We start from the raw sequence: 21,042 nt of genomic DNA, 5'->3' as shown, positions 1-21,042 counted from the left end.
GGGAGAGCCATGGCGAAGATCCTGATCGTGACCGGGGACGCGGCGGAGTCCCTGGAGGTGCTGTACCCCTACCAGCGGCTTCTGGAGGAGGGCTACGAGGTCGACATCGCGGCTCCGGCCCGCAAGCTGCTCCGCTTCGTCGTCCACGACTTCGAGCCGGGTTACGACACGTACACGGAGAAGCCGGGCTACACCTGGCAGGCCGACCTGGCCTTCTCGGAGGTCGACCCGGGGGCGTACGTGGCGGTGGTGATCCCGGGGGGCCGGGCACCGGAGTACCTGCGCAACGACCCGGAGCTCCGCAAGATCCTCAAGGCCTTCTTCGACGCCGACAAGCCGGTGGCCCAGATCTGCCACGGCCCGCTCCTGACGGCGGCGATCGGCGGCCTGGAGGGCCGCCGCGTCACGGCCTACCCGGCCCTGGAGCTCGACATGCAGTCGGCGGGAGCGACCTTCCAGGACAGCGCGGCGGTCGTGGACGGCCTCCTGGTCTCCTCCCGGGCCTGGCCGGACCACCCCACCTGGATGCGCGAATTCCTGAAGGTCCTCCGCGCGAAGGGCTGACGCCCCGGGCGGTTGCAGGGGTTGTGGGCATACGTTCCGCAAGTGCGGAACGGGTGGGCACAACCCCCACCGGGCCGCACCCGGCCCCGCACCGCCCACCCGCCACCGGACAGACTCCGCGCCCTGCGGGCGGCGGGCACAGCCACCACCGCCCCCGCCCGCACAGGTGACGGCCCTAGACCAGCTCCTCCGCGACGGCGACGGCCTCCTCCAGGGAGTCCACGACCGGCACGCCGACCCGCGCGAGCGAAGCCCGGCTGTGCGACCCCCCGGTGTACAGCACCGCCCGCGCCCCCACATGCGCCGCCGCCACCGCGTCGTCCGCCGCGTCACCGATGACGACCACACGCTCGGCCGGGACGGCGAGCGCGTCGAGGTGCCGCACCATGTGCCCGGACTTCCCGTCGGTCGAGGTGTCGGGACGCCCGTCCATGCGGACGAACCGCTCGGCGATCCCGTACCGCCGCACGAGCGGTATCAGATCGGCGTGCGGCGCGAGCGACAGCAGCGACTGCGTGAACCCGGACGCCTGCCGGGCCGCGAGCAGCTCCGCCGCCCCGATTGTGAGCCCGCAGGACTCGGCCCGCTCCCAGTAGTGCCGGTGGAAGGTCCCGTCCATGACGGTCCACTCCTCGTCCGTCGGCAGCCGTCCCATCAGCCGCTCGTAGAACTTCGGCACCGGCACCGTGTACAGCTCGCGGTACCGCTCAAGCGTGATCTCTTCGAGTCCGAGCTCGGCGAAGGCCGCGTTCGTCGCGCCGATCACCGCGCCGATGTCGTCGAGCAGTGTGCCGTTCCAGTCCCAGACCAGGTGCTTTCCGTGCTTCCCCATGCGAAGACGGTACCCGGCCCCGCCGACAGCGACGTCAGCCCAGCAGGGAGGGAATCTCCTGCACCCCGAACCAGAGCAGCTCGTGGTCCTCGGCCCCGTCCACGACGAACTGCGCATCGTCGTCGCCCTGGTCCGCCGCGCCGAGCGCGTCCGCCGCCGCCGTGACGTCCGCCTCGGCGTCGTCCGCGTCGGCGTGCACGGCCGCGGCCTTGGCCAGCGGTACGGCTCCGGCGACGCGGACCTCGCCGATGGAGCCGGCGTCGAGCCCGCGGTCGGGGTCGACGGTCGCGTCCTTGTCGGCCACGTCCACGGCGACGACGATCCGGCGCCGGGGCGCCTCGGGGTCACCGGCGAGGAGCCGCAGGGAGGCGGAGGCGGCCCGGTTGAGCGCCGCGTACTCCAGCTCCTCGATGTCGTCGGAGACGTACCACTCGCGCAGCGCGGGGGTGACGGCGTAGGCGGTCAGCGGACCGGGCCCCAGCTCGCCCGCCTTGTGCGCCTGTGCGAGACCGGGGAGGGTCAGAGGGACGTAGACGCGCATGGCAGGCCGCTTTCGTAGACGGAGAGCCCTCAGGATACGTGCGGAGTCCCCCTTCGGGGCGGCGGGCCGGACACGCCGTCCGTCCACCGCGGAAGGCCGCCCGCCGAGCCGCCGGAGAGCCGATTTTCGACCGCGTCACCCGGATAGGTGATCCGATTTCGAGGGTGCTCCGGCGCGGCGGGGTCCTTGCGGGGCCTCGGGGTCCCCCCGTACAAGATCCCCAACGGAAGTTACCGACTGGTATCACTCGGTTACGCAACGACAGGGGACCGCCATGAACGCCACGCTCACCACCACGCCCTCCCCGCTCCCCCGGCCCCGCCCCCGCAACGCCCCCGGCGGCCCGGCCGGCACGCGCCCGCGTGGTTCCGCCGGAACCCGCCCCCGCACCCCCGCCCAAGGCGGCCCGCCCCGCACGCTCCCCCCGCACACCGTCTTCGCCGAGCGCCTGCTCGCCGTCCTGAGCGGGGAGCGGCCCGTGCACTGGATGCTCGGCCACACCGTCGGAGACGCGTACGAGCAGCTCGTCCGGCTGGCCCCGGAGACACCCCTGCGCTCACTCGGCCCCCGCCCGGTCCTCCGCCGCTGCTCGATCCAGGTGCACCACCCGCACGCGGCGATCGAGGCCTTCGCGACCATCGCGACCGGCGCCCGCGTACGGGCCATGGCGTTCCGCCTGGAGCGCGGCGAGGACCAGCGCTGGCGCTGCGCCGCCGTGGAACTGGACGGCCTCGGCGTGGCCGCCCGCCACCCATGACGAAGGGGCCGGCCGCCACCGGGCGACCGACCCCTCCTACCGCTTCAGAACGTCACTTCTTGCGGCGACGCCCGCCACCCGCGTTCTTCTGCGCCTTGCGGCGCTCCGCACGGGTCAGCCCGTCGCCGGAGTCCATGTCGTCGGAGGCGAAGTCGCCCTCGACGACGCCGCCGTCCCCGTCCACGGTCGGCGCGGAGAAGTGCAGCCGGTCCGGCCGCTGCGGGGTGTCGAGCCCCTTGGCGCGGATCTCCGGACGCCCGGCACCCGCCGGCACGACGTCCTCCTTGTCGAGCGACGGCGCGCTCGCCTGCACCGGGACCTCCTCGACCTGCTGCTCGACCTGGACCTCCAGGTTGAACAGGTAGCCGACGGACTCCTCCTTGATGCCCTCCATCATGGCGGTGAACATGTCGAAGCCCTCGCGCTGGTACTCGACCAGCGGGTCCTTCTGCGCCATGGCGCGCAGGCCGATGCCCTCCTGGAGGTAGTCCATCTCGTAGAGGTGCTCGCGCCACTTGCGGTCGAGGACGGAGAGGACCACGCGCCGCTCCAGCTCGCGCATGATGTCCGAGCCGAGCTGCTTCTCGCGGGTGTCGTACTGCTCGCGGCCGTCGTCCTTGATGGACTCGGCGATGAACTCGGCGGTGATGCCGGCCCGGTCCCCGGCCGCGTCCTCCAGCTCGTCCACGGTGACCTTCACCGGGTAGAGCTGCTTGAAGGCGTTCCACAGACGGTCGAGGTCCCACTCCTCCGCGAAGCCCTCGGCGGTCTCCTGGCGGATGTAGTCGTCGATCGTGTCGTCCATGAAGTGGCGGATCTGCTCGTGCAGGTCCTCGCCCTCCAGGACGCGGCGGCGCTCGCCGTAGATGACCTCGCGCTGCCGGTTGAGGACCTCGTCGTACTTCAGGACGTTCTTACGGGTCTCGAAGTTCTGGGTCTCGACCTGGGACTGGGCGGAGGCGATGGCGCGGGTGACCATCTTGTTCTCGATCGGGACGTCGTCCGGCACGTTGGCCATGGCCATCACGCGCTCGACCATCTGCGCCTTGAACAGACGCATCAGGTCGTCGCCGAGCGAGAGGTAGAAGCGGGACTCGCCGGGGTCGCCCTGACGGCCGGAACGACCGCGCAGCTGGTTGTCGATACGGCGCGACTCGTGGCGCTCGGTGCCGAGGACGTAGAGACCGCCGAGGTCCTTGACCTCCTCGAACTCCGCCTTCACGGCCTTCTCGGCCCGCTCCAGGGCGCCGGGCAGGGCCGCGGCCCACTCCTCGACGTGCTCGACCGGGTCCAGGCCCGCCTGGCGCAGCTCGGCCTCGGCGAGGTCGTCCGGGTTGCCGCCGAGCTTGATGTCGGTACCACGGCCGGCCATGTTCGTGGCGACGGTGACGGCGCCGCGGCGGCCGGCCTGGGCGACGATGCTGGCCTCGCGCTCGTGGTGCTTGGCGTTGAGGACCTCGTGCTGGATGCCGCGCTTGGAGAGCTGCTGCGAGAGGTACTCGGACTTCTCGACGGAGGTCGTGCCGACGAGGATCGGCTGACCCTTCTCGTGCTTCTCCGCGATGTCGTCGACGACGGCGGCGAACTTGGCGACCTCGGTCCGGTAGATCAGGTCCGACTGGTCCTTGCGGACCATCGGCTTGTTCGTGGGGATCGGGACGACGCCGAGCTTGTAGATCTGGTGGAACTCGGCCGCCTCGGTCATGGCCGTACCGGTCATGCCGGAGAGCTTCGAGTACAGGCGGAAGAAGTTCTGGAGGGTGATCGTGGCGAGGGTCTGGTTCTCGTCCTTGATCGGCACCCCCTCCTTCGCCTCGATCGCCTGGTGCATGCCCTCGTTGTAGCGGCGGCCGGCGAGGATACGGCCGGTGTGCTCGTCGACGATCATGACTTCGCCGTCCATGACGACGTAGTCCTTGTCCTTCTTGAACAGTTCCTTCGCCTTGATGGCGTTGTTCAGGTAGCCGACGAGCGGGGTGTTCACCGACTCGTAGAGGTTGTCGATGCCCAGCCAGTCCTCGACCTTGGCGACGCCCGCCTCGTGGATGGCGACGGTGCGCTTCTTCTCGTCGACCTCGTAGTCGCCGGTCTCCTCGATGCCCTTGAGCGGGTTGCCGGGCTCGCCCTTGCTCAGGCGGGTGACCAGCTTGGCGAAGTCGCCGTACCACTTGGTCGCCTGGTCGGCCGGGCCGGAGATGATCAGCGGCGTACGGGCCTCGTCGACGAGGATGGAGTCGACCTCGTCGACACAGGCGAAGTTGTGGCCGCGCTGGACGAGCTCGTCCTTGGACCACGCCATGTTGTCGCGGAGGTAGTCGAAGCCGAACTCGTTGTTCGTGCCGTACGTGATGTCGCAGGCGTACTGCTCGCGGCGCTGGGCCGGCGTCATGTTGGCCAGGATGCAGCCGACGGACAGGCCGAGGAACTTGTGCACCCGGCCCATGAGCTCGGAGTCACGCTCGGCCAGGTAGTCGTTGACCGTGATCAGGTGCACGCCCTTGCCGGAGAGCGCGTTGAGGTACGCCGGGAGGGTGCCGACGAGGGTCTTGCCCTCACCGGTCTTCATCTCGGCGACATGGCCGAGGTGGAGCGCGGCGCCGCCCATCAGCTGGACGTCGTAGTGGCGCTGGCCGAGGACACGCTTGGCGGCCTCGCGAACGGTCGCGAAGGCCTCGGGCATCAGGTCGTCGAGGCTCTCGCCGTCGGCGTACCGCTGCTTGTACTCCTCGGTGAGCGCCCGCAGGTCGGCGTCGGAGAGGTTGACGAAGTCCTCTTCGATGGAGTTGACCTGGTCCGCGATGCGGTGCAGTTTGCGCAGGATCTTGCCTTCGCCTGCACGCATGAGCTTGTTGAAGACGGACACTGAGGCTGGTCTCCTTGCCGGTCGGGCCTGGCACTGGGTCTTGTGATGGACGCGAGCGCGGGCACGGCAGGTGGTCCCCACCGCAACGGCCATCGTAAGCGAGACCGCCCTCGCACAGGGAGGCCCGCAGTGCCGGAGCCGTACGTCCGCCCGTAAAGAGAACGCACGAGGTGGGCGGAAGGTGCCGCACCATCCGAAAAGTGTTCGCTTCCGGTCCGCGCGGTCACCACAATCCCGGCATGGATCCCATCACCCTCACCACCGACCGGCTGCGTCTGCGGAGCTTCGTCCCCGAGGACATCGACACCGTGTACGCCATCTGCCAGGACCCCGACATCCAGCGCTGGACCGTCGTCCCCTCCCCGTACAAGCGCGAGGACGCCGAACTCTTCGTCCACCGCCTCGTCCCGGACGGCTGGCGCGAGGACACCGAGTACGCCTTCGCCGCGGAGCCCGTGGAGGGCGGCCCGCTGCTCGCCGCGGCCAGCCTGACCAGTCGCGGCGCGGGCGTCTGGGAGGTCGGCTACTGGCTGGCGAAGGAACACCGCGGCGCCGGCCACATGACCGAGATCGTCCGGGCGCTGGCCCACTGGGCCTTCACCGGACTCGGCTGCACGCGTCTGATCTGGCGCGCCGAGGTCGGCAACGCCGGCTCGCGCGCGGTGGCCGAGCGCGTCGGCTTCGCCCTGGAGGGCGTCCAGCGCGCCGGGCTCGCCAACAAGGGCACGCTCCGGGACGCCTGGGTCGGCTCCCTGCTCCCCTCCGACTTCGGCCTGCCGAGCCCGCTGCCGTACCTCCCGGCCCGTGACGTCTGAGCGCTCCCGCTGTCAGAGGCGGGGCCTAGGGTGCGGTCCATGACGACTGCGCCGCGCCCCGCCGCCGAACTGTCCGCCGACGACGCCCGCAGGATCGCCCTGCGCGCCCAGGGCTTCCTGGGCGCGCCCGACCGCAGGGCCGGGGTGCGCGGGGTCCTCCGGTCGCTCGGGCAGGTCCAGCTCGACACCATCTCGGTCCTCGCCCGCTCGCACGAGCTCATCCCGTACGCGCGCCTGGGCGCGGTGGGGCGCCCGACGGTGGAGAAGGCGTACTGGTCCGAGGCGCACGCCTTCGAGTACTGGTCGCACGCCGCCTGCATCCTGCCCGTCGAGGAGTGGCCGCACTTCGCCTTCCGCCGGCGTGCCTACCGCGACCGGCCGCACTGGGGACACGAGCTGTCGGCCGGGGCGTACGAGAAAGTGATCGACCAGCTGCGGGACCAGGGCCCGCTGACGGCGACCGAGCTGGGCGGCGCGAAGAACAAGGGCGAGTGGTGGGACTGGTCCGACAGCAAGATCGCCGTCGAGCGGGCCCTGATGTACGGCGAGGTCGTGGTCACGGAGCGGCGCGGCTGGAAGCGGGTGTACGACCTGGCCGAGCGGGCGATCCCGGAGGCGCTGCTCCATGACGAGCTGGACGACGCCGAGTGCGTGCGGCGGCTGGTGCGGCAGGCGGGCGAGGCGCTCGGCGTGGGCACGCGCGCGGACATCGCCGACTACCACCGGATCAAGGCCGAGCAGTTCGACGCGGTGGTGGAGGCCTCGGGCCTGGTGCCGGTGACGGTGGCGGGCTGGGGGAAGCCCGCCTGGGCGGATCCGGCGGCGCTGGCGACGGAGCCGCGCGGCCGGCACCGCACGACGCTGCTGTCGCCCTTCGACTCGCTGATCTGGGAGCGGCCCCGCACGGAGCGGATCTTCGGCTTCACGCACCGCCTGGAGGCATACGTGCCGAAGCAGAAGCGGATCCACGGCTACTTCGCGATGCCGGTCCTCTCCGGGGGCAGGCTCGTCGGCCGGGTGGACCCGGCGCGGGAGGGCCGGACGCTGGTGGCGAAGCAGGTCTCGCTCGACGGCCCCAAGGCCGTACCGGCGGTGGCGAAGGCCCTGCGCGAGGCGGCCGAGTGGGTGGGCTGCGACGCGGTGACGGTGGAGCGGGTGGACCACCCGGACCTGGCGAAGTCCCTGGTGGCGGCCCTGGGCTAAGCCCGGAAGGGGTCAGCGGATCTCCAGGATCTTCTCCCGCATCGCGTAGACCACGGCCTCCATCCGGGAGTGCAGCTGGAGCTTCTCCAGGATGTTCCGGACGTGGTTCTTCACCGTGTTCTCCGAGATGAACAGCTCCTTGGCGATGTCCCGGTTGTTCATCCCGGTCGCGACGAGCTTGAGGACCTCCAGCTCCCGGTCGGTCAGCCGGGGCGCGGGCACGAGCCGGCGCTCGTCGGTGCGCTGGATCATCGACTTGAACTCGGTGAGGAGCTTGGACGCCATCGACGGGCTGATCTGCGACTGCCCGTCGGCGACCGCGCGGATCGCGGTGGCGACCTCGTCGGTGGAGATCTCCTTGAGGAGGTAGCCGGTCGCCCCCGCCTTGATCGCGTCGTAGAGGTCGGCCTCCTCGTCGCTGATCGTCAGCATGATGATCTTCGCGCTGGGGGCCACCTCCTTGATGGAGGTGCACGCCTCGATGCCGCCGCGCCGGGGCATCCGTACGTCCATCAGAACGATGTCGGGCAGCAGATCGGCGGCCTTGTCGACGGCCTCGGCGCCGTCACCGGCCTCGCCGACCACCTGGATGTCCTCTTCCTGGGCGAGGACGATCTCGAGTCCCCGACGGAAGAGGGCATGGTCGTCCACGACGAGGACCCGGATCGGCTCCTTACGGAATGCTCCGCTGTCCGAATCCGATCCCTCCGGGACCGCACCGCCGTGCTCGCGCCCGCTGAGCACCGGTCCGAAGCTGTCCGCCATCGTTCCTCCCCCTGAAGGCCGTGGCCTGAATTCGTTTCCGGTCCTCCAACCCGTGCTCGCTCGGCACCGGTTGGCGTGCACGCCATGATTTCATGCCCGGACGGCCACGGGGCGATCCACGGACGCACGGGGGTGCCCCTGGGGGCGCAAAATGCGCTCCAGGGGCACCGAGAGGGACACCTCAGTTCGGAGGCGGTGCGGGGCGGCGGGTCAGCCGCCGAGCGCTCCGCCGGCGCCGCCGCCCTCGGCGAGCGGGTCGCTCTCCAGGTGGATGACGCCGTAGTCGTAGGCGTGTCGCCGGTAGACGACGCTGGGCTGCTTGGTGTCGGAGTCGACGAAGAGGTAGAAGTCGTGCCCGACCAGCTCCATCTCGTAGAGCGCCTGGTCGAGCGTCATCGGTGCGGCCCGGTGGGTCTTCTCGCGGACCACGAGCGGGCCTTCGCCCTGGACCTCGATGGAGCCCATCATCGTGGTGGGCACCTTGTCGGCCTCGTCCACGGCCAGTTGGCCGTCTCCGTTGAGCTTCGCGGCGCCGGGCACCACGTCCCCGACCTCCGCCGCGGACAGCCGGCCGTTACCACGGCGGGTGTACCGCTTGTCGTGCTGCTTGCGCAGTCGGGCCTCGAGCTTGCCGTGGGCGAGGTCGAGCGCTGCGTAAGGGTCGCCTGCCGCTGCTTCCGCCCGGATCACCGGGCCTCGGGAATGGACGGTGATCTCCACACGGTCGGACCGGTCGGCCTGCCGCGGGTTGGTCTCCTTGGACACCTCGACGTCGAGGCTGATCACCTTGCCGTCGAGCTTCTGGATCTTCTCCAGGTTCAGCTTCTCGGCCACGTGCTTGCGGAACCGCTCGGGCACCTCGGTCTTGCGGCCCTTGACGACGATGTCCACGCAGAACTCCGTTCCCGGATCGCCCTGGTCGGCTCCTTGGCCGCCGGGCATCTCCCTTTGCACCAGACTCCGGTGGTTACCGGAGCTCGGACTTGGCGACTTCGACCTCCACCTCCCCAGTCGACAAGATCTCCACCCCATCGACAAGAGGTTAATTCGCCCTGAACTCCTGTCCTGTAGGCGCAACCATGTATTCGCCGAGGCGATGGCATTCGCCATTCCTCACAACCGAACATAGCCCCTTCGGACGGGTGTCGGCACCCGCTACCGCGACATACCTCCGTTCGAGTGCTTTCACCTCTCACCACCTGCAACGATCCAAGTTTCCGGCGAGTTCCGGTTTATTTCGAACGAGACGGGAGAGGATGCGATCACAGCCGCTCCCCGCTGTTCGATTCCGCGCTGCGCCGAACCGGCCGGTAAGCCGTGCGGTATTCCACGAATGAACGACGGGTGTACGGCTCCGAGCGCGCGCGCCGCCTCCGCGAGCGAGGCCCCCGTGGTCATCAGGTCGTCCACGAGGATCACCTTTCCCGCCGTCAGGAGCCGCGCCCCGCCCGGCACGACCTCCAGCGCCCCCGACAGGTTCGCGAGCCGTCCGCGCGCCCCGAGACCCGCCTGGTCCGCCACGTACCGCCGCTGCCGCAGCACGGGCAGGACCCGCGCCGGCCTGCCCGCCCGCCGCAGCCGGGCCGCCGCGGCCAGCGCGATCCGCCGCGTCGAATCATGGCCACGCGCCCGTACGGAACGCCGCGAGGACGGCACGGGTACGAGAAGCAAGGGTCCGTCCGCGGGTCCCGCCACGGGCCCGGCAGCGGCCGCCACGGCCCCGGCGAGGGCGCCGCCCAGAGGCCCGGCGAGCGTGAGCGCCCCGCGCTCCTTGTGGGCGATGAGCAGCTCACGTACGGCGTCGGCGTACGGCGCGGCGGCGTGCACCACGGGCAGCCCGGCGGGCTCGGGCGAGGGCCGCACCCTGCGCGGCGCCGCCCCGGCGAGCGCGTCCGCGCAGGCCGCGCACACCTCCGTCCGCGGTCTGCCGCAGCCTCCGCAGGCGACCGGCAGCACCAGCCCGGCGATCTCGCGCCACCACCCCCGCATGGCTCCACTGTGCGCCTCGGGACGCCTCCCGGCCACCCCTGTGGAAAACCCGCCGGGAGCCTGGAAGTACGTCAGGTGCGCGGGTGCGCTAGCCCGGGTAGACCGGCGAGAAGCCCTTCTTGGCCACCGGCTGCCAGTTCGTCCCGGGCGCCAGCCGGACGATGCCGTCGTCGCCGGAGTCGGCCACCACCGACGCCTTGTCCGTGTGCGGCGCGGCCACCGACGTCACCCCGTTCAGACCGGGGAGCACCGAGGTCGTCGACGTCGAGCCGTCGGTCTGGAGGTAGCGGATCTGCTGGACGCCGCCCGCCTCCTTGCCGACCACGACGAGACGGCTCGGCCCCGCCCAGGAGACGGCCGTGACCGACTCCATCCGGGGCGCGGCGGGCTGGAGGTCGAGGACGGAGACGACCGTTTCCTCGCCCGTCGTCTGCCGCTGGATCCGGCCGATCTGCAGGGTCGTGCGCTCGCCCCGCGTGACGACCATGGCGATCCGTACGCCGTCCGCCGAGACCCGCAGGGACTCGATGCGGGTGTCGTCCCCCAGCCAGGGCGTGTGGACCCTGACGGGGTGACCGGTGCCGTCGGGCACCATCCACAGCCGGGGCGCGGCGGGGTCCCGGTCCGCGACCCACAGGTCGCCCCTGCCGTCCCAGCTGGGGGCGGACAGCCGGTCGGCCGGGCGGGCGGCCCGGCTGGTCAGGACCGGCGGCAGCGGGTCCTGCTCCGTGGTGATGGAGGAGACGAGGAGCTGGCGGCCGGCCTCGCCGACCCCGGCGGCCCGGGTCTCGCCCCGGTCGACGGCGACGGAGCCGAGCGGCACGGTGCCCTTCCCGAACGGCCCCGGAACCTCGATCGGCGCGTCCGCCTCCTTGCCGCCGACCAGGAGCTTCATCAGCTTGCCGTGCTCGTCGACGAAGTAGGGGTGCTCCTCGCGCTCGGTGTCGCTCACCGCCGCGAACTCGACGGCCTGGCCCTTGCCCAGCCGGCACAGCGACTGCCCGCCCGACCCGAGGAGCTCCACCTGCTCGACCCGTACGGAGGTCAGGTCGCCCAGCGTGAACAGCAGCTGCGCCGCCATCCGCCGGCACGCCTCCGCGCCGGCCCGGTCCGCCTTGCGGTTGAGCGGCACCCTCAGCGTGGACTGGTCGTCCGTGGTCAGGGTGGTGACGCCGCTCTTCAGCTCCGTACCGGAGGGGAACCGCGAGTCGACGGCCGGCTTCAGCCAGTTCGTCGGGCCTTCGAGGAGCGCCTTGACCGTCTGCGTCACCGTATCCATCCGGGTGACGGGGTCCTGCCGCTGCCGGATGTAGATGGGGTCGGCGACGACCCGATCCTCCCCGGAGGCGAAGTAGTACTTGTTGACCGACCGGTAGTTGCGGAGGAAGTCGGCCTCGCCGAGGACCAGGCCGGGCGGGAGGCTGTCGATGCGCCACTCCTTGCCCTTGCCGTTCGGCAACGGCTGCTGCACCACATGGATCGACTGGAGGTACTCGGCGGGGCTGACCGGCTGGTAGGCGTGCCGGGCGTCCACGGTCGCGATCTTGCGGCCGGACAGCGGATAGGCGCGGCCCTGGTTGTCGGGGTCGGCGTTGCGGTCGGTCGGCTCGCGGTCGGGTGCGGTGGTGAGCACGGTGATGCTCTGCTCCGGCTTCCAGCTCCACGCGGCCTTCTTCGTGAGGTACTTGCGGGCGGTGGCGAAGCCGGGGTCGTCACTGGTCATGGCTTCCAGGAAGCCGTCGACGATCTCGTCCGGGTCCGCGTTCTCCCGGGGCGCGACGGCGTAGACCCGCACCTGCGAGTCGCCCGTGTTGGAGCCCTTGACCGCCTGGACGTCCCCGCTGTCGGGCATCGACGCGCAGCCGGTCACCAGGAGCCCGCCGCACGCGGCGAGGACCACCGTGCGTGTACTCCGTCCCCGCCCCGCGTGCTCCGCTCGGGAGTCAGCGCCCACGTGTCCCGTCCTCCCGCTCCAGTTGCCCGTTCCCGCCGGCCGTCGTCGTACCCGCCCCACCGTCACCGTCCGTCGCCGATCGCGCCACGACACGGGCGCCGCTGCCGGGCAGCGCCGTCGGGTCGACGGTAGCCCGCGGCGGCGCGGGCAGCCTCGGCGGTACGGCGAGCGCCGGCCGGTCGCCCGCGGGCTGCGCCGGCACCGAGGTGAGCCGGCCGCTCTCCTGCTCGCGCCTGGCGGCCGCCTGCTCGCGGTTGCGCCGCGAGTCCTCGGGCTCCAGCGGGATCGGGGAGCCCCGCAGCGGCTCGTCCGCGGTGCGCGGCAGGGTGAGCCGGAACTGCGATCCGCCGCCGGCCTCGCCCCAGGCCTGGAGCCAGCCGCCGTGCAGCCGCGCGTCCTCGACGGCGATCGACAGGCCGAGGCCGGTGCCGCCGGTCGTCCGCGCGCGTGCCGGGTCGGCGCGCCAGAAGCGGTTGAAGACCCGGGTGGCCTCGCCGGGCTTGAGCCCGACGCCGTAGTCGCGGACGGCGACCGCGACGGCCCCGCCGGCGGCGGCGAGCTTCACGACCACGTCGCGGCCCTCGCCGTGCTCGACGGCGTTGACGACGAGGTTGCGCAGCACCCGCTCGACCCGGCGGGCGTCCGCCTCGGCCACCACGGGCTGCTGGTCGCCGAGGACGACGATCCGGGTGCCCTTGCGCTCGGCGAGGGGTTCGGCACCGCCGATGACCCGGCGGACGACCTGGCGCAGGTCTATCGGCTCGGCTTCCAGGGCGGCCGCGCCCGCGTCGAAGCGGCTGATCTCCAGGAGGTCGGAGAGCAGCGACTCGAAGCGGTCGAGCTGGTCGCCGAGGAGCTCGGCGGAGCGGGCGGTGATCGGGTCGAAGTCGGCGCGGGCCTCGTGGATGACGTCGGCGGCCATCCGGACGGTGGTCAGCGGGGTGCGCAGCTCGTGCGAGACGTCGGAGACGAAGCGCCGCTGCATCCGCGAGAGCTCCTCCAGCTGCTGGATCTTCAGCTGGAGGTTGGAGGCCATCTTGTTGAAGGCCTCGCCGAGGCGCGCGATGTCGTCCTCGCCGGTGACCTTCATGCGTTCCTGCAGGCGGCCGGCCGAGAGCCGTTCGGCGATCCCCGCGGCCATCCGTACGGGCGTGACGACCTGGCGCACCATGAGCCAGGCGATGGCGCCGAGCAGGACGACGACGAAGAGTCCGGCGGTCGCCAGGGTGCCCTTGACCAGGGTGAGGGAGTCCTCCTCCTGGGTCAGCGGGAAGAGGTAGTACAGCTCGTACTGGTCGCCGTCGGCGTCGTTCAGCCGCTTGCCGATCACCAGTCCGGCCTCGGACGCCTTGCCGCTGGTGTAGTGGATGCGCGTGAACTTCTGGAAGGTCCCGGTGCCCTGGGCGACCGAGGGCCGCAGGTCCGCCGGGATGCTCGTGGTCGGGTCGACCTCGCCGGAGGCGCGGGCGCCGCGGCTCGCGGTGTCACCGGTGTCGAGGGAGAGCGCGACCACGTTGAAGGCGCTCTGACCACCGCTGGCGAGTTGTTCGACCAGCGTGGAGCGCCAGTTCACGGAGGCGCCGGCCCGTCCGCCGTCCTGCTGCCCGGGCGCCGAGGGGGTGGTCGCCGCCCGGTCCTGGGCGGCGGAGAACCCTCCGGCGGCCTGGCTCTGGGCGGCCCTCTCCTTGGCGTCGAGCAGACCGTTGCGGACCTGCCCGATGACGACGATGCCGAGCAGCAGCACGACTCCGAGGGACATCAGCAGGGTGCCCGCGACGATCCTCAGCTGGATGTTCCGTCGCCACAGCCGCACGGCGGGCAGCAGCGGACGGCGCACCCAGCGCGCGAAGAGCCGAAGGACGGCCCTGCTGCGGAGCAGACGGCCGAAACGCGAGCCCCCCCGCCCCGGTCCGGCAGTCCGCCCCGTACGGACTCCCGGGTCCCCGGGCCTCGGAGCAGTACTGCCTGTACTCATGTCAGCTCGGTCCCGCCTTGTAACCGACACCGCGGACGGTGACCACGATCTCCGGGCGCTCGGGGTCCTTCTCGACCTTCGAGCGCAGCCGCTGGACGTGCACGTTCACCAGCCGGGTGTCGGCCGCGTGCCGGTAGCCCCACACCTGCTCCAGAAGCACCTCACGCGTGAACACCTGCCACGGCTTGCGCGCCAGCGCGACCAGCAGGTCGAACTCCAGCGGGGTCAGCGCGATGGACTGGCCGTCCCGCTTCACGGAGTGCCCGGCCACGTCGATGACCAGGTCGCCGATGGTGAGCTGCTCGGGAGCGGGCTCCTCGGACCTCCGCAGCCGCGCCCGGATCCGGGCGACGAGCTCCTTCGGCTTGAACGGCTTCACGATGTAGTCGTCGGCGCCCGACTCCAGGCCCACGACCACGTCGACGGTGTCGCTCTTGGCCGTGAGCATGACGATCGGCACCCCGGACTCGGCCCGGATGAGCCGGCACACCTCGATGCCGTCCCTTCCGGGCAGCATCAGGTCGAGCAGCACCAGGTCGGGCTTTGCCTCTCTGAAAGCGGCAAGCGCCTTGTCACCGTCCGCGACGAACGACGGCTCGAACCCTTCACCCCGCAGCACGATGCCGAGCATCTCGGCCAGTGCGGTGTCGTCGTCGACGACAAGAACGCGTCCCTTCATATCGACATCATCCCATTAGCCAATCGTTACCTGCCGTGACCTGTCCCACAGCGCCTCCCCCAGCCCGGGCCTGATCTTGTGGTCGACGGCCCGCTCGGCCCGCCGGTGCACGGTTCGTGCGACCTGATCGGGCATCCGCACAGTGTGCCGCGTACCGCTCGCACAATGAAGGTCCGGACAAAGGTACGAAGGAGATCACGGCTCCGGCCCACGGGCGGGCCCCGCGTGGCACGATGGCACCCGGCCCGCCGCCGTGTCAGGTGTCGGCCGCCGTGACCGAGCCGGTTCGCCGATCCGGCACCGCGACCATTCCTCCGAGGTGGACGACCGTGAACGACACTCCGGGCTGGACCTCGCCCGGATCCGCCCCCTCCGACGGCCCGGACGGCTCGGGGACCCCCGTGCCCCCCGCCGCGGCCGACGCGAACGGCTCCGCCACCCAGTGGTCCAAGGACCAGCCGCCCGCCGGCCAGTGGTCCCCGCCGACCGACCGGACCCCGCCCTCCGCACCCGGCCAGAACTGGGGAACCCCGCCTCCGAACGTCAACTGGGGCAGGCCTCCGGCCGCGAAGCCCGGAGTCATCCCGCTGCGGCCGCTGGGCATGGGCGAGATCCTCGACGGCGCGGTGAAGACCCTCCGCACCTACTGGCGCACGGTCCTCTCCATCACGGTCACGGTCGCGGTGATCTCCCAGATCGCCGACATCCTGGCCCAGCGCTACCTCGTGCCGGCCGCCCCGGAACTCAACCCGGACGCCACGCCCGCCGAACAGCTGGAGCAGTCCCTGGACTCCGCCCAGGCCTCCCTGATCGGCCTGGGCCCCGCACTGCTCGTGACGATGATGGCGTCGCTCGTGAGCGCCGCCCTGCTGACCGTCGTCATCAGCCGCGCGGTCCTCGGCCGCCCGGTCTCGCTGGGCTCCGCCTGGCAGGAGGCCCGCCCGCGGCTGCTCCAGCTGCTCGGCCTGACCCTGCTGCTCGCGGCGATGGCCGTCGCCATCGTGAGCGTCGGCCTGTTCCCCGGCCTCCTGATCGGCGGCGCCGCCGGCGTGGCCCTCACCTTCCTCGGCGGTCTCGGCGCCATCGTGGCGGTCGTCTGGCTGATGATCCGCTTCAGCCTCTCCTCCCCCGCCCTGATGCTGGAGCGCCGGGGCGTCGTCCCGTCGCTGAAGCGCTCGGCGAAGCTGGTGCAGGGCTCGTGGTGGCGGATCTTCGGCATCACGATGCTCACGCAGCTGCTGATCTTCCTCTTCGCCATGATCATCGCGATCCCGTTCACCGTCATCGGCTTCGCCGTGGACGGCGACGGCTTCGAGGGCCTGCTCTCCGGCACCGCCACCACCTTCGGCTGGCCGTTCCTCATCGTCACGGGCATCGGCGGCGTGATCACCAGCGCGATCACCTACCCGATCTCGGCCGGTGTCACGGTCCTGCTCTACGTGGACCAGCGCATCCGCCGCGAAGCCCTGGACCTCGAACTGGCCCGGGCCGCGGGTCTCCCCGGCTACGGCCCCACGCCGGGCACCGACACCGTCGGGGGCTGATGCGGTGACCGTCACGGGGGGAGCGGCCGCAGCACTGACACGGCTGCGCGCCGACGGCGACACACCGGTGGACATCTCCCGCATCCCCGCCCGCGAGGCGGCGGAGCGGGAGCTGTCCGACCCGAAGTACCACCAGAACGACCCGAACCTCCTCCAGCGCGGCCTCGACCGCTTCTGGGAGTGGCTGGACGACCTCTTCGGCACCGCTGCGGGGGCCACCCCGGGCGGCGTCCTCGGCCTGGTCGTCGTCGTCCTGCTCGTGGCCGCCCTCGCCGCCGCCCTCTGGTGGCGCCTCGGCACCCCGCACCGCTCCCCCGGCACCACCGGCGACTCGCTCTTCGCCGACGGCCCCCTCACCGCACGGGACCACCGCACGGCCGCCGCCCGGCACGCCTCCGCCGGCCGCTGGAACGAGGCCGTCCAGGAACGGATGCGCGCCATCGTCCGCTCCCTCGAAGAGCGCACCCTCCTCGAACCCCGCCCCGGCCGCACCGCCGACGAGGCCGCCGCCGAAGCCGGCCGCTCCCTCCCTTCCCACGCGGACGACCTGCGCCTCGCGGCCCGCACCTTCGACGACGTCACATACGGCGGCCGCACCGCCGACGAGCCCGCATACCGCCGCGTCGAGGCACTGGACACCGCCCTGGAGCGGACCCGCCCCACCCTCGACACCGCCTCCACGGGGACCCCCGCATGAGCCGCCCGGCCGCCGTCACGTCGACCGCCCCCACCGCCCGCCAGGTGTGGACCCGCGTCCGCGGCACCGCCCTCGTCCTCGCCCTGGTCCTGATCGGCGGCCTCGCCCTCGCGACGATCCGGTCCACCGACGCCCACGGCTCCCTCGACCCGCGCTCCGCCGACCCCCATGGCAGCCTGGCCGTCGCCGAGCTCCTCAAGGCCCGCGGTGTCACCGTCACCCTCGCCACCAGCCTCGACGAGGCCACCGCGGCCACGGACACCGGAACGACCCTCCTGGTCACCACCCCCGACCTGCTGACGGACAACCAGCAGTCCACACTCCACAGGGCCATGGAGAACTCCACCGGCCGCACGGTCCTCATCGGCGCCGGCCGTGCCTCCCTCTCCACCCTCGCTCCGGGAGTCACCAGCGCCCCGAGCACTCCGGTACGGGAACGCACTCCCGCCTGCACCCTCCCGGCCGCCACCCGCGCCGGCAGCGTCGACCTCGGCGGCGAACGCTACGAGACCTCCCCCGCCACCACCGCCTCCGCCTGCTACCGCGCCGACGGCCTGCCGACCCTGCTCCAGCTCCCCGCCGACAACACCGGCACCGGCACCGGCACCTGCGACACGGTCCTCCTCGGCTCGCCCGACATCCTCTACAACTCCCGCCTCGACCAACGGGGCAACGCCTCGCTGGCCCTGCAACTCCTCGGCTCCCAGCCCCATCTCGTCTGGTACCTCCCCTCCCTCTCCGATGCCTCGGCCACCGCCGACACACCGGCCGACGACACCACGGGCAACTTCCTCGCCCTCATCCCCTCCGGCTGGCTGTGGGGCGCCCTCCAACTCGCCCTCGCCGCCCTGCTCGCCGCCCTCTGGCGCGGCCGCCGCCTCGGCCCCCTGGTCACCGAGCGCCTCCCCGTGGCCCTCCGCGCCTCGGAGGCCACCGAGGGCCGCGCCCGCCTCTACCGCAAGGCCAACGCCCGCGACCGCGCCGCCTCCGTCCTGCGCACCGCGACCCGCTCCCGGCTCGCCCCGCTGCTCGGCGTCCCCGTCCAGGACGCCCACTCCCCCGACCGTCTCCTCCCCGCACTCTCCGCCCGTCTCCCCGAGACCACCGCGGATCCCAAGAACCTCCTCTTCGGCCCGGCTCCCGCCGACGACGCCACCCTCATCCGCCTGGCGGACCAACTCGACGCCCTAGAAAGAGAGGTACGCACCTCATGAGCGCCCCGACCCCCGAGACCGCCACGCACTCGGACAGCGCCCGCGCCTCCCTGGAGGCCCTGCGCACCGAGATCGCGAAGGCCGTGGTCGGCCAGGACCCCGCCGTCACCGGTCTCGTCGTCGCCCTGCTCTGCCGGGGACACGTCCTCCTCGAAGGCGTCCCCGGAGTCGCCAAGACCCTCCTGGTCCGCTCCTTGGCCGCCGCGCTCGAACTCGACACCAAGCGCGTCCAGTTCACCCCCGACCTGATGCCGAGCGACGTCACCGGCTCCCTGGTCTACGACGCCCGCACCGCGGAGTTCTCCTTCCAGCCCGGCCCGGTCTTCACCAACCTGCTGCTCGCCGACGAGATCAACCGCACGCCCCCGAAGACCCAGTCCTCCCTCCTGGAGGCGATGGAGGAGCGCCAGGTCACGGTCGACGGCACCCCGCGCCTCCTCCCGGAGCCGTTCCTGGTCGCCGCGACCCAGAACCCCGTCGAGTACGAGGGCACCTACCCGCTCCCCGAGGCCCAACTGGACCGGTTCCTCCTGAAGCTGACGGTCCCTCTGCCCTCGCGTGCGGACGAGATCCATGTCCTCACCCGTCACGCCGAGGGATTCGACCCCCGCGACCTGAAGGCCGCCGGCGTCCGCCCCGTCGCAGGACCCGCCGAGCTGGAAGCGGCCAGGGCCGCCGTCGCCAAGGTCTCGGTCTCCGCCGAGATCGCCGGCTATGTCGTCGATATCTGTCGTGCCACGCGTGAATCCCCCTCACTCACGCTCGGGGTCTCTCCCCGAGGCGCCACCGCCCTGCTCTCCACCGCCCGCGCCTGGGCCTGGCTCACCGGCCGGGACTACGTCACCCCGGACGATGTGAAGGCCCTCGCTCTCCCCACCCTGCGTCATCGCATCCACCTGCGGCCCGAGGCCGAGATGGAGGGAGTCACCCCCGACTCCGTCATCAACTCGATCCTCGCCCACGTCCCCGTCCCCCGCTGAGAACGGCGCCCCATGGCCCTCACCGGACGAACCGCGCTGCTCGCCGCCCTCGGATCGCTCCCCGTCGGCATCCTCGCCCCCAGCTGGGCGGGGATGCTCGCGGTGAACGCGCCTCTCTCCCTCGCAATTCTGTGCGACTACGCTCTGGCGGCGCCAGTGCGAACGCTCCAATTCACCCGAAGTGGTGACACATCCGTTCGACTCGGTGACGGAGCCGAGGTCCAGCTCACCGTCACCAACCCGTCCCGCCGCCGCCTCCGCGCCCAGCTCCGCGACGCCTGGCCGCCCAGCAGCTGGCTCCCCGGCACCGAACAGGCCTCCTCACGCCGCCGGCTGACCGTCCCCGCCGGCGAGCGCCGCCGCCTCACCACGAGCCTGCGCCCGACCCGTCGCGGAGACCGCCACGCCGAACGGATCACGGTCCGTTCCTTCGGCCCCCTCGGCCTCGCGGCCCGCCAGGGCCACCACGAGGTCCCCTGGGCCGTCCGTGTCCTGCCGCCCTTCACCAGCCGCAAGCACCTGCCGTCGCGCCTGGCCCGGCTCCGCGAACTCGACGGCCGCACCAGCGTGCTCACCCGGGGCGAGGGCACGGAGTTCGACAGCCTCCGCGAGTACGTCCCCGGCGACGACACCCGCTCGATCGACTGGCGGGCCACGGCCCGGCAGACCGCTGTCGCGGTCCGCACCTGGCGCCCCGAGCGCGACCGGCACATCCTGATCGTCCTCGACACCGGTCGTACCTCGGCGGGCCGCGTCGGCGACGTGCCCCGCCTGGACGCCTCGATGGACGCGGCTCTCCTCCTCACCGCGCTCGCCTCCCGCGCCGGTGATCGTGTGGACCTGCTGGCCTACGACCGCCGCCTCCGCGCCCAGGTCCAGGGCCGCTCCGCCGGCGACGTCCTCCCGGCCGTGGTCAACGCCCTCGCCCCGCTGGAACCCGAACTAGTCGAGACGGACGCCCGCGGCCTGGCCGCGACGGCTCTGGCACGCGCCCCGCGCCGCTCGCTGATCGTCCTCCTGACCAGCCTCGACGCGGCCCCGATCGAGGAGGGCCTCCTCCCGGTCCTCCCGCAGCTCGCCCAGCGCCACACGGTCCTGGTGGCCTCGGTCGCCGATCCTCACGTCACGCGCATGGCCGAGGCCCGCGGCACCATCGAAGCCGTCTACGAGGCCGCAGCGGCCACTCAGACCCAGTCCCAGCGCGCCCGCACCGCGGACCAGCTCCAGCGTCATGGCGTCACGGTCGTCGACGCCACCCCCGACACCCTCGCCCCCGCCCTGGCAGACGCCTACCTGGCCCTGAAAGCAGCCGGCCGCCTCTGAGCCGGACGGCGACGAACGCCCCCTCCGAAAGGGGACGTGCCGTAAACGCAGAAAAGCCCCGCACCATGAGGTGCGGGGCTTTCCCACAATGATTGTTCGGCGGCGTCCTACTCTCCCACAGGGTCCCCCCTGCAGTACCATCGGCGCTGAAAGGCTTAGCTTCCGGGTTCGGAATGTAACCGGGCGTTTCCCTAACGCTATGACCACCGAAACTCTATGAAGTTCACGAACCGCCGCACCCCGCAGGGGGCGTGTTCGTTGCTTCAGAACTAACACAGTGGACGCGAGCAACTGAGGACAAGCCCTCGGCCTATTAGTACCGGTCAGCTCCACCCATTACTGGGCTT

The 21,042-nt window shown here is 71.8% G+C and carries 18 protein-coding genes and 1 rRNA gene; 9 read left to right on the top strand and 10 right to left on the bottom strand.

The features are described from left to right. The first annotated feature begins 9 nt into the window (after nucleotides 1-9). Nucleotides 10-564, top strand: coding sequence for a DJ-1/PfpI family protein (locus AC07AW_RS06770; RefSeq protein WP_478814418.1), 555 nt, complete (start codon nucleotides 10-12; stop codon nucleotides 562-564). Nucleotides 565-739: 175 nt separating this feature from the next. Here the strand turns inward: AC07AW_RS06770 and AC07AW_RS06765 are convergent, their stop codons facing one another. Both AC07AW_RS06765 and AC07AW_RS06760 read right to left on the bottom strand, forming a co-directional pair. After that, a complete protein-coding gene (locus AC07AW_RS06765; RefSeq protein ID WP_478814417.1) occupies nucleotides 740-1,396 on the bottom strand; it encodes an HAD family hydrolase in 657 nt (218 codons plus the stop codon). A gap of 34 nt (nucleotides 1,397-1,430) precedes the next feature. Beyond that, nucleotides 1,431-1,937 carry a DUF6912 family protein gene (locus tag AC07AW_RS06760; protein WP_478814416.1) on the bottom strand — a complete coding sequence of 169 codons (507 nt, stop codon included), beginning with the start codon at nucleotides 1,935-1,937 and terminating at the stop codon, nucleotides 1,431-1,433. 274 nt (nucleotides 1,938-2,211) lie between these two features. On the opposite strand from AC07AW_RS06760, the gene AC07AW_RS06755 reads away from it, so the two are divergent. Beyond that, nucleotides 2,212-2,694 carry an Rv3235 family protein gene (locus tag AC07AW_RS06755; RefSeq protein ID WP_478814415.1) on the top strand — a complete coding sequence of 161 codons (483 nt, stop codon included), beginning with the start codon at nucleotides 2,212-2,214 and terminating at the stop codon, nucleotides 2,692-2,694. A gap of 52 nt (nucleotides 2,695-2,746) precedes the next feature. Here the strand turns inward: AC07AW_RS06755 and secA are convergent, their stop codons facing one another. After that, nucleotides 2,747-5,557: a preprotein translocase subunit SecA gene (gene secA / locus AC07AW_RS06750; protein WP_478814414.1), complete on the bottom strand. Its 2,811-nt coding sequence runs from the start codon at nucleotides 5,555-5,557 to the stop codon at nucleotides 2,747-2,749. A 239-nt stretch (nucleotides 5,558-5,796) separates the two neighbouring features. Here secA and AC07AW_RS06745 point away from each other — a divergent pair, with 239 nt between their 5' ends. Further along, entirely contained in the window at nucleotides 5,797-6,372 is a 576-nt protein-coding gene (locus tag AC07AW_RS06745) for a GNAT family N-acetyltransferase (RefSeq protein ID WP_478814413.1), read from the top strand. Nucleotides 6,373-6,411: 39 nt separating this feature from the next. Further along, a complete protein-coding gene (locus AC07AW_RS06740) occupies nucleotides 6,412-7,575 on the top strand; it encodes a winged helix-turn-helix domain-containing protein (RefSeq protein WP_478814412.1) in 1,164 nt (387 codons plus the stop codon). A gap of 12 nt (nucleotides 7,576-7,587) precedes the next feature. Here the strand turns inward: AC07AW_RS06740 and AC07AW_RS06735 are convergent, their stop codons facing one another. The 6 genes from AC07AW_RS06735 to mtrA all read right to left on the bottom strand — a co-directional run bounded on the left by AC07AW_RS06735 (nucleotide 7,588) and on the right by mtrA (nucleotide 14,937). Beyond that, a complete protein-coding gene (locus AC07AW_RS06735) occupies nucleotides 7,588-8,340 on the bottom strand; it encodes a response regulator (RefSeq protein ID WP_017237000.1) in 753 nt (250 codons plus the stop codon). A gap of 210 nt (nucleotides 8,341-8,550) precedes the next feature. Beyond that, nucleotides 8,551-9,231, bottom strand: coding sequence for a ribosome hibernation-promoting factor, HPF/YfiA family (gene hpf / locus AC07AW_RS06730; RefSeq protein ID WP_478814411.1), 681 nt, complete (start codon nucleotides 9,229-9,231; stop codon nucleotides 8,551-8,553). A 294-nt stretch (nucleotides 9,232-9,525) separates the two neighbouring features. Further along, nucleotides 9,526-10,329 (bottom strand): ComF family protein, encoded by an 804-nt coding sequence (locus tag AC07AW_RS06725; RefSeq protein WP_478814410.1) that lies wholly within the window; start codon nucleotides 10,327-10,329, stop codon nucleotides 9,526-9,528. An 88-nt stretch (nucleotides 10,330-10,417) separates the two neighbouring features. Then, the gene (locus AC07AW_RS06720; protein ID WP_478814409.1) at nucleotides 10,418-12,283 is read right to left on the bottom strand and encodes an LpqB family beta-propeller domain-containing protein; all 1,866 of its coding nucleotides are present in this window, start codon (nucleotides 12,281-12,283) and stop codon (nucleotides 10,418-10,420) included. After that, a complete protein-coding gene (mtrB, locus tag AC07AW_RS06715; protein WP_478814408.1) occupies nucleotides 12,273-14,258 on the bottom strand; it encodes an MtrAB system histidine kinase MtrB in 1,986 nt (661 codons plus the stop codon). Before mtrB ends, AC07AW_RS06720 begins: the two co-directional genes overlap by 11 nt. 1 nt (nucleotide 14,259) lies before the next feature. Next, complete coding sequence (mtrA, locus tag AC07AW_RS06710; protein ID WP_010356958.1) at nucleotides 14,260-14,937, bottom strand: two-component system response regulator MtrA; 678 nt, start codon at nucleotides 14,935-14,937, stop codon at nucleotides 14,260-14,262. A 329-nt stretch (nucleotides 14,938-15,266) separates the two neighbouring features. On the opposite strand from mtrA, the gene AC07AW_RS06705 reads away from it, so the two are divergent. Genes AC07AW_RS06705 through AC07AW_RS06685 form a run of 5 tightly spaced genes read left to right on the top strand, consistent with a single transcriptional unit; the run spans nucleotide 15,267 to nucleotide 20,695 of the window. After that, on the top strand, nucleotides 15,267-16,481 hold the full coding sequence (locus AC07AW_RS06705; protein ID WP_478814407.1) for a DUF7847 domain-containing protein: 1,215 nt from the start codon (nucleotides 15,267-15,269) through the stop codon (nucleotides 16,479-16,481). Between the two features lie 4 nt (nucleotides 16,482-16,485). Then, nucleotides 16,486-17,178 (top strand): DUF4129 domain-containing protein, encoded by a 693-nt coding sequence (locus AC07AW_RS06700; protein WP_478814406.1) that lies wholly within the window; start codon nucleotides 16,486-16,488, stop codon nucleotides 17,176-17,178. Next, entirely contained in the window at nucleotides 17,175-18,392 is a 1,218-nt protein-coding gene (locus tag AC07AW_RS06695) for a DUF4350 domain-containing protein (protein WP_478814405.1), read from the top strand. The genes AC07AW_RS06700 and AC07AW_RS06695 overlap by 4 nt, the downstream gene beginning before the upstream one ends. Then, on the top strand, nucleotides 18,389-19,372 hold the full coding sequence (locus AC07AW_RS06690) for an AAA family ATPase (RefSeq protein WP_478814404.1): 984 nt from the start codon (nucleotides 18,389-18,391) through the stop codon (nucleotides 19,370-19,372). The genes AC07AW_RS06695 and AC07AW_RS06690 overlap by 4 nt, the downstream gene beginning before the upstream one ends. Before the next feature lie 12 nt (nucleotides 19,373-19,384). Then, complete coding sequence (locus AC07AW_RS06685; protein ID WP_478814403.1) at nucleotides 19,385-20,695, top strand: DUF58 domain-containing protein; 1,311 nt, start codon at nucleotides 19,385-19,387, stop codon at nucleotides 20,693-20,695. A gap of 94 nt (nucleotides 20,696-20,789) precedes the next feature. Here the strand turns inward: AC07AW_RS06685 and rrf are convergent. Beyond that, nucleotides 20,790-20,906, bottom strand: a 5S ribosomal RNA gene (gene rrf, locus AC07AW_RS06680). Nucleotides 20,907-21,042: the final 136 nt, after the last annotated feature.

The organism is Streptomyces sp. NPDC044003 (assembly GCF_056435185.1).
This window is presented reverse-complemented; position numbering and strand designations above follow the sequence as displayed.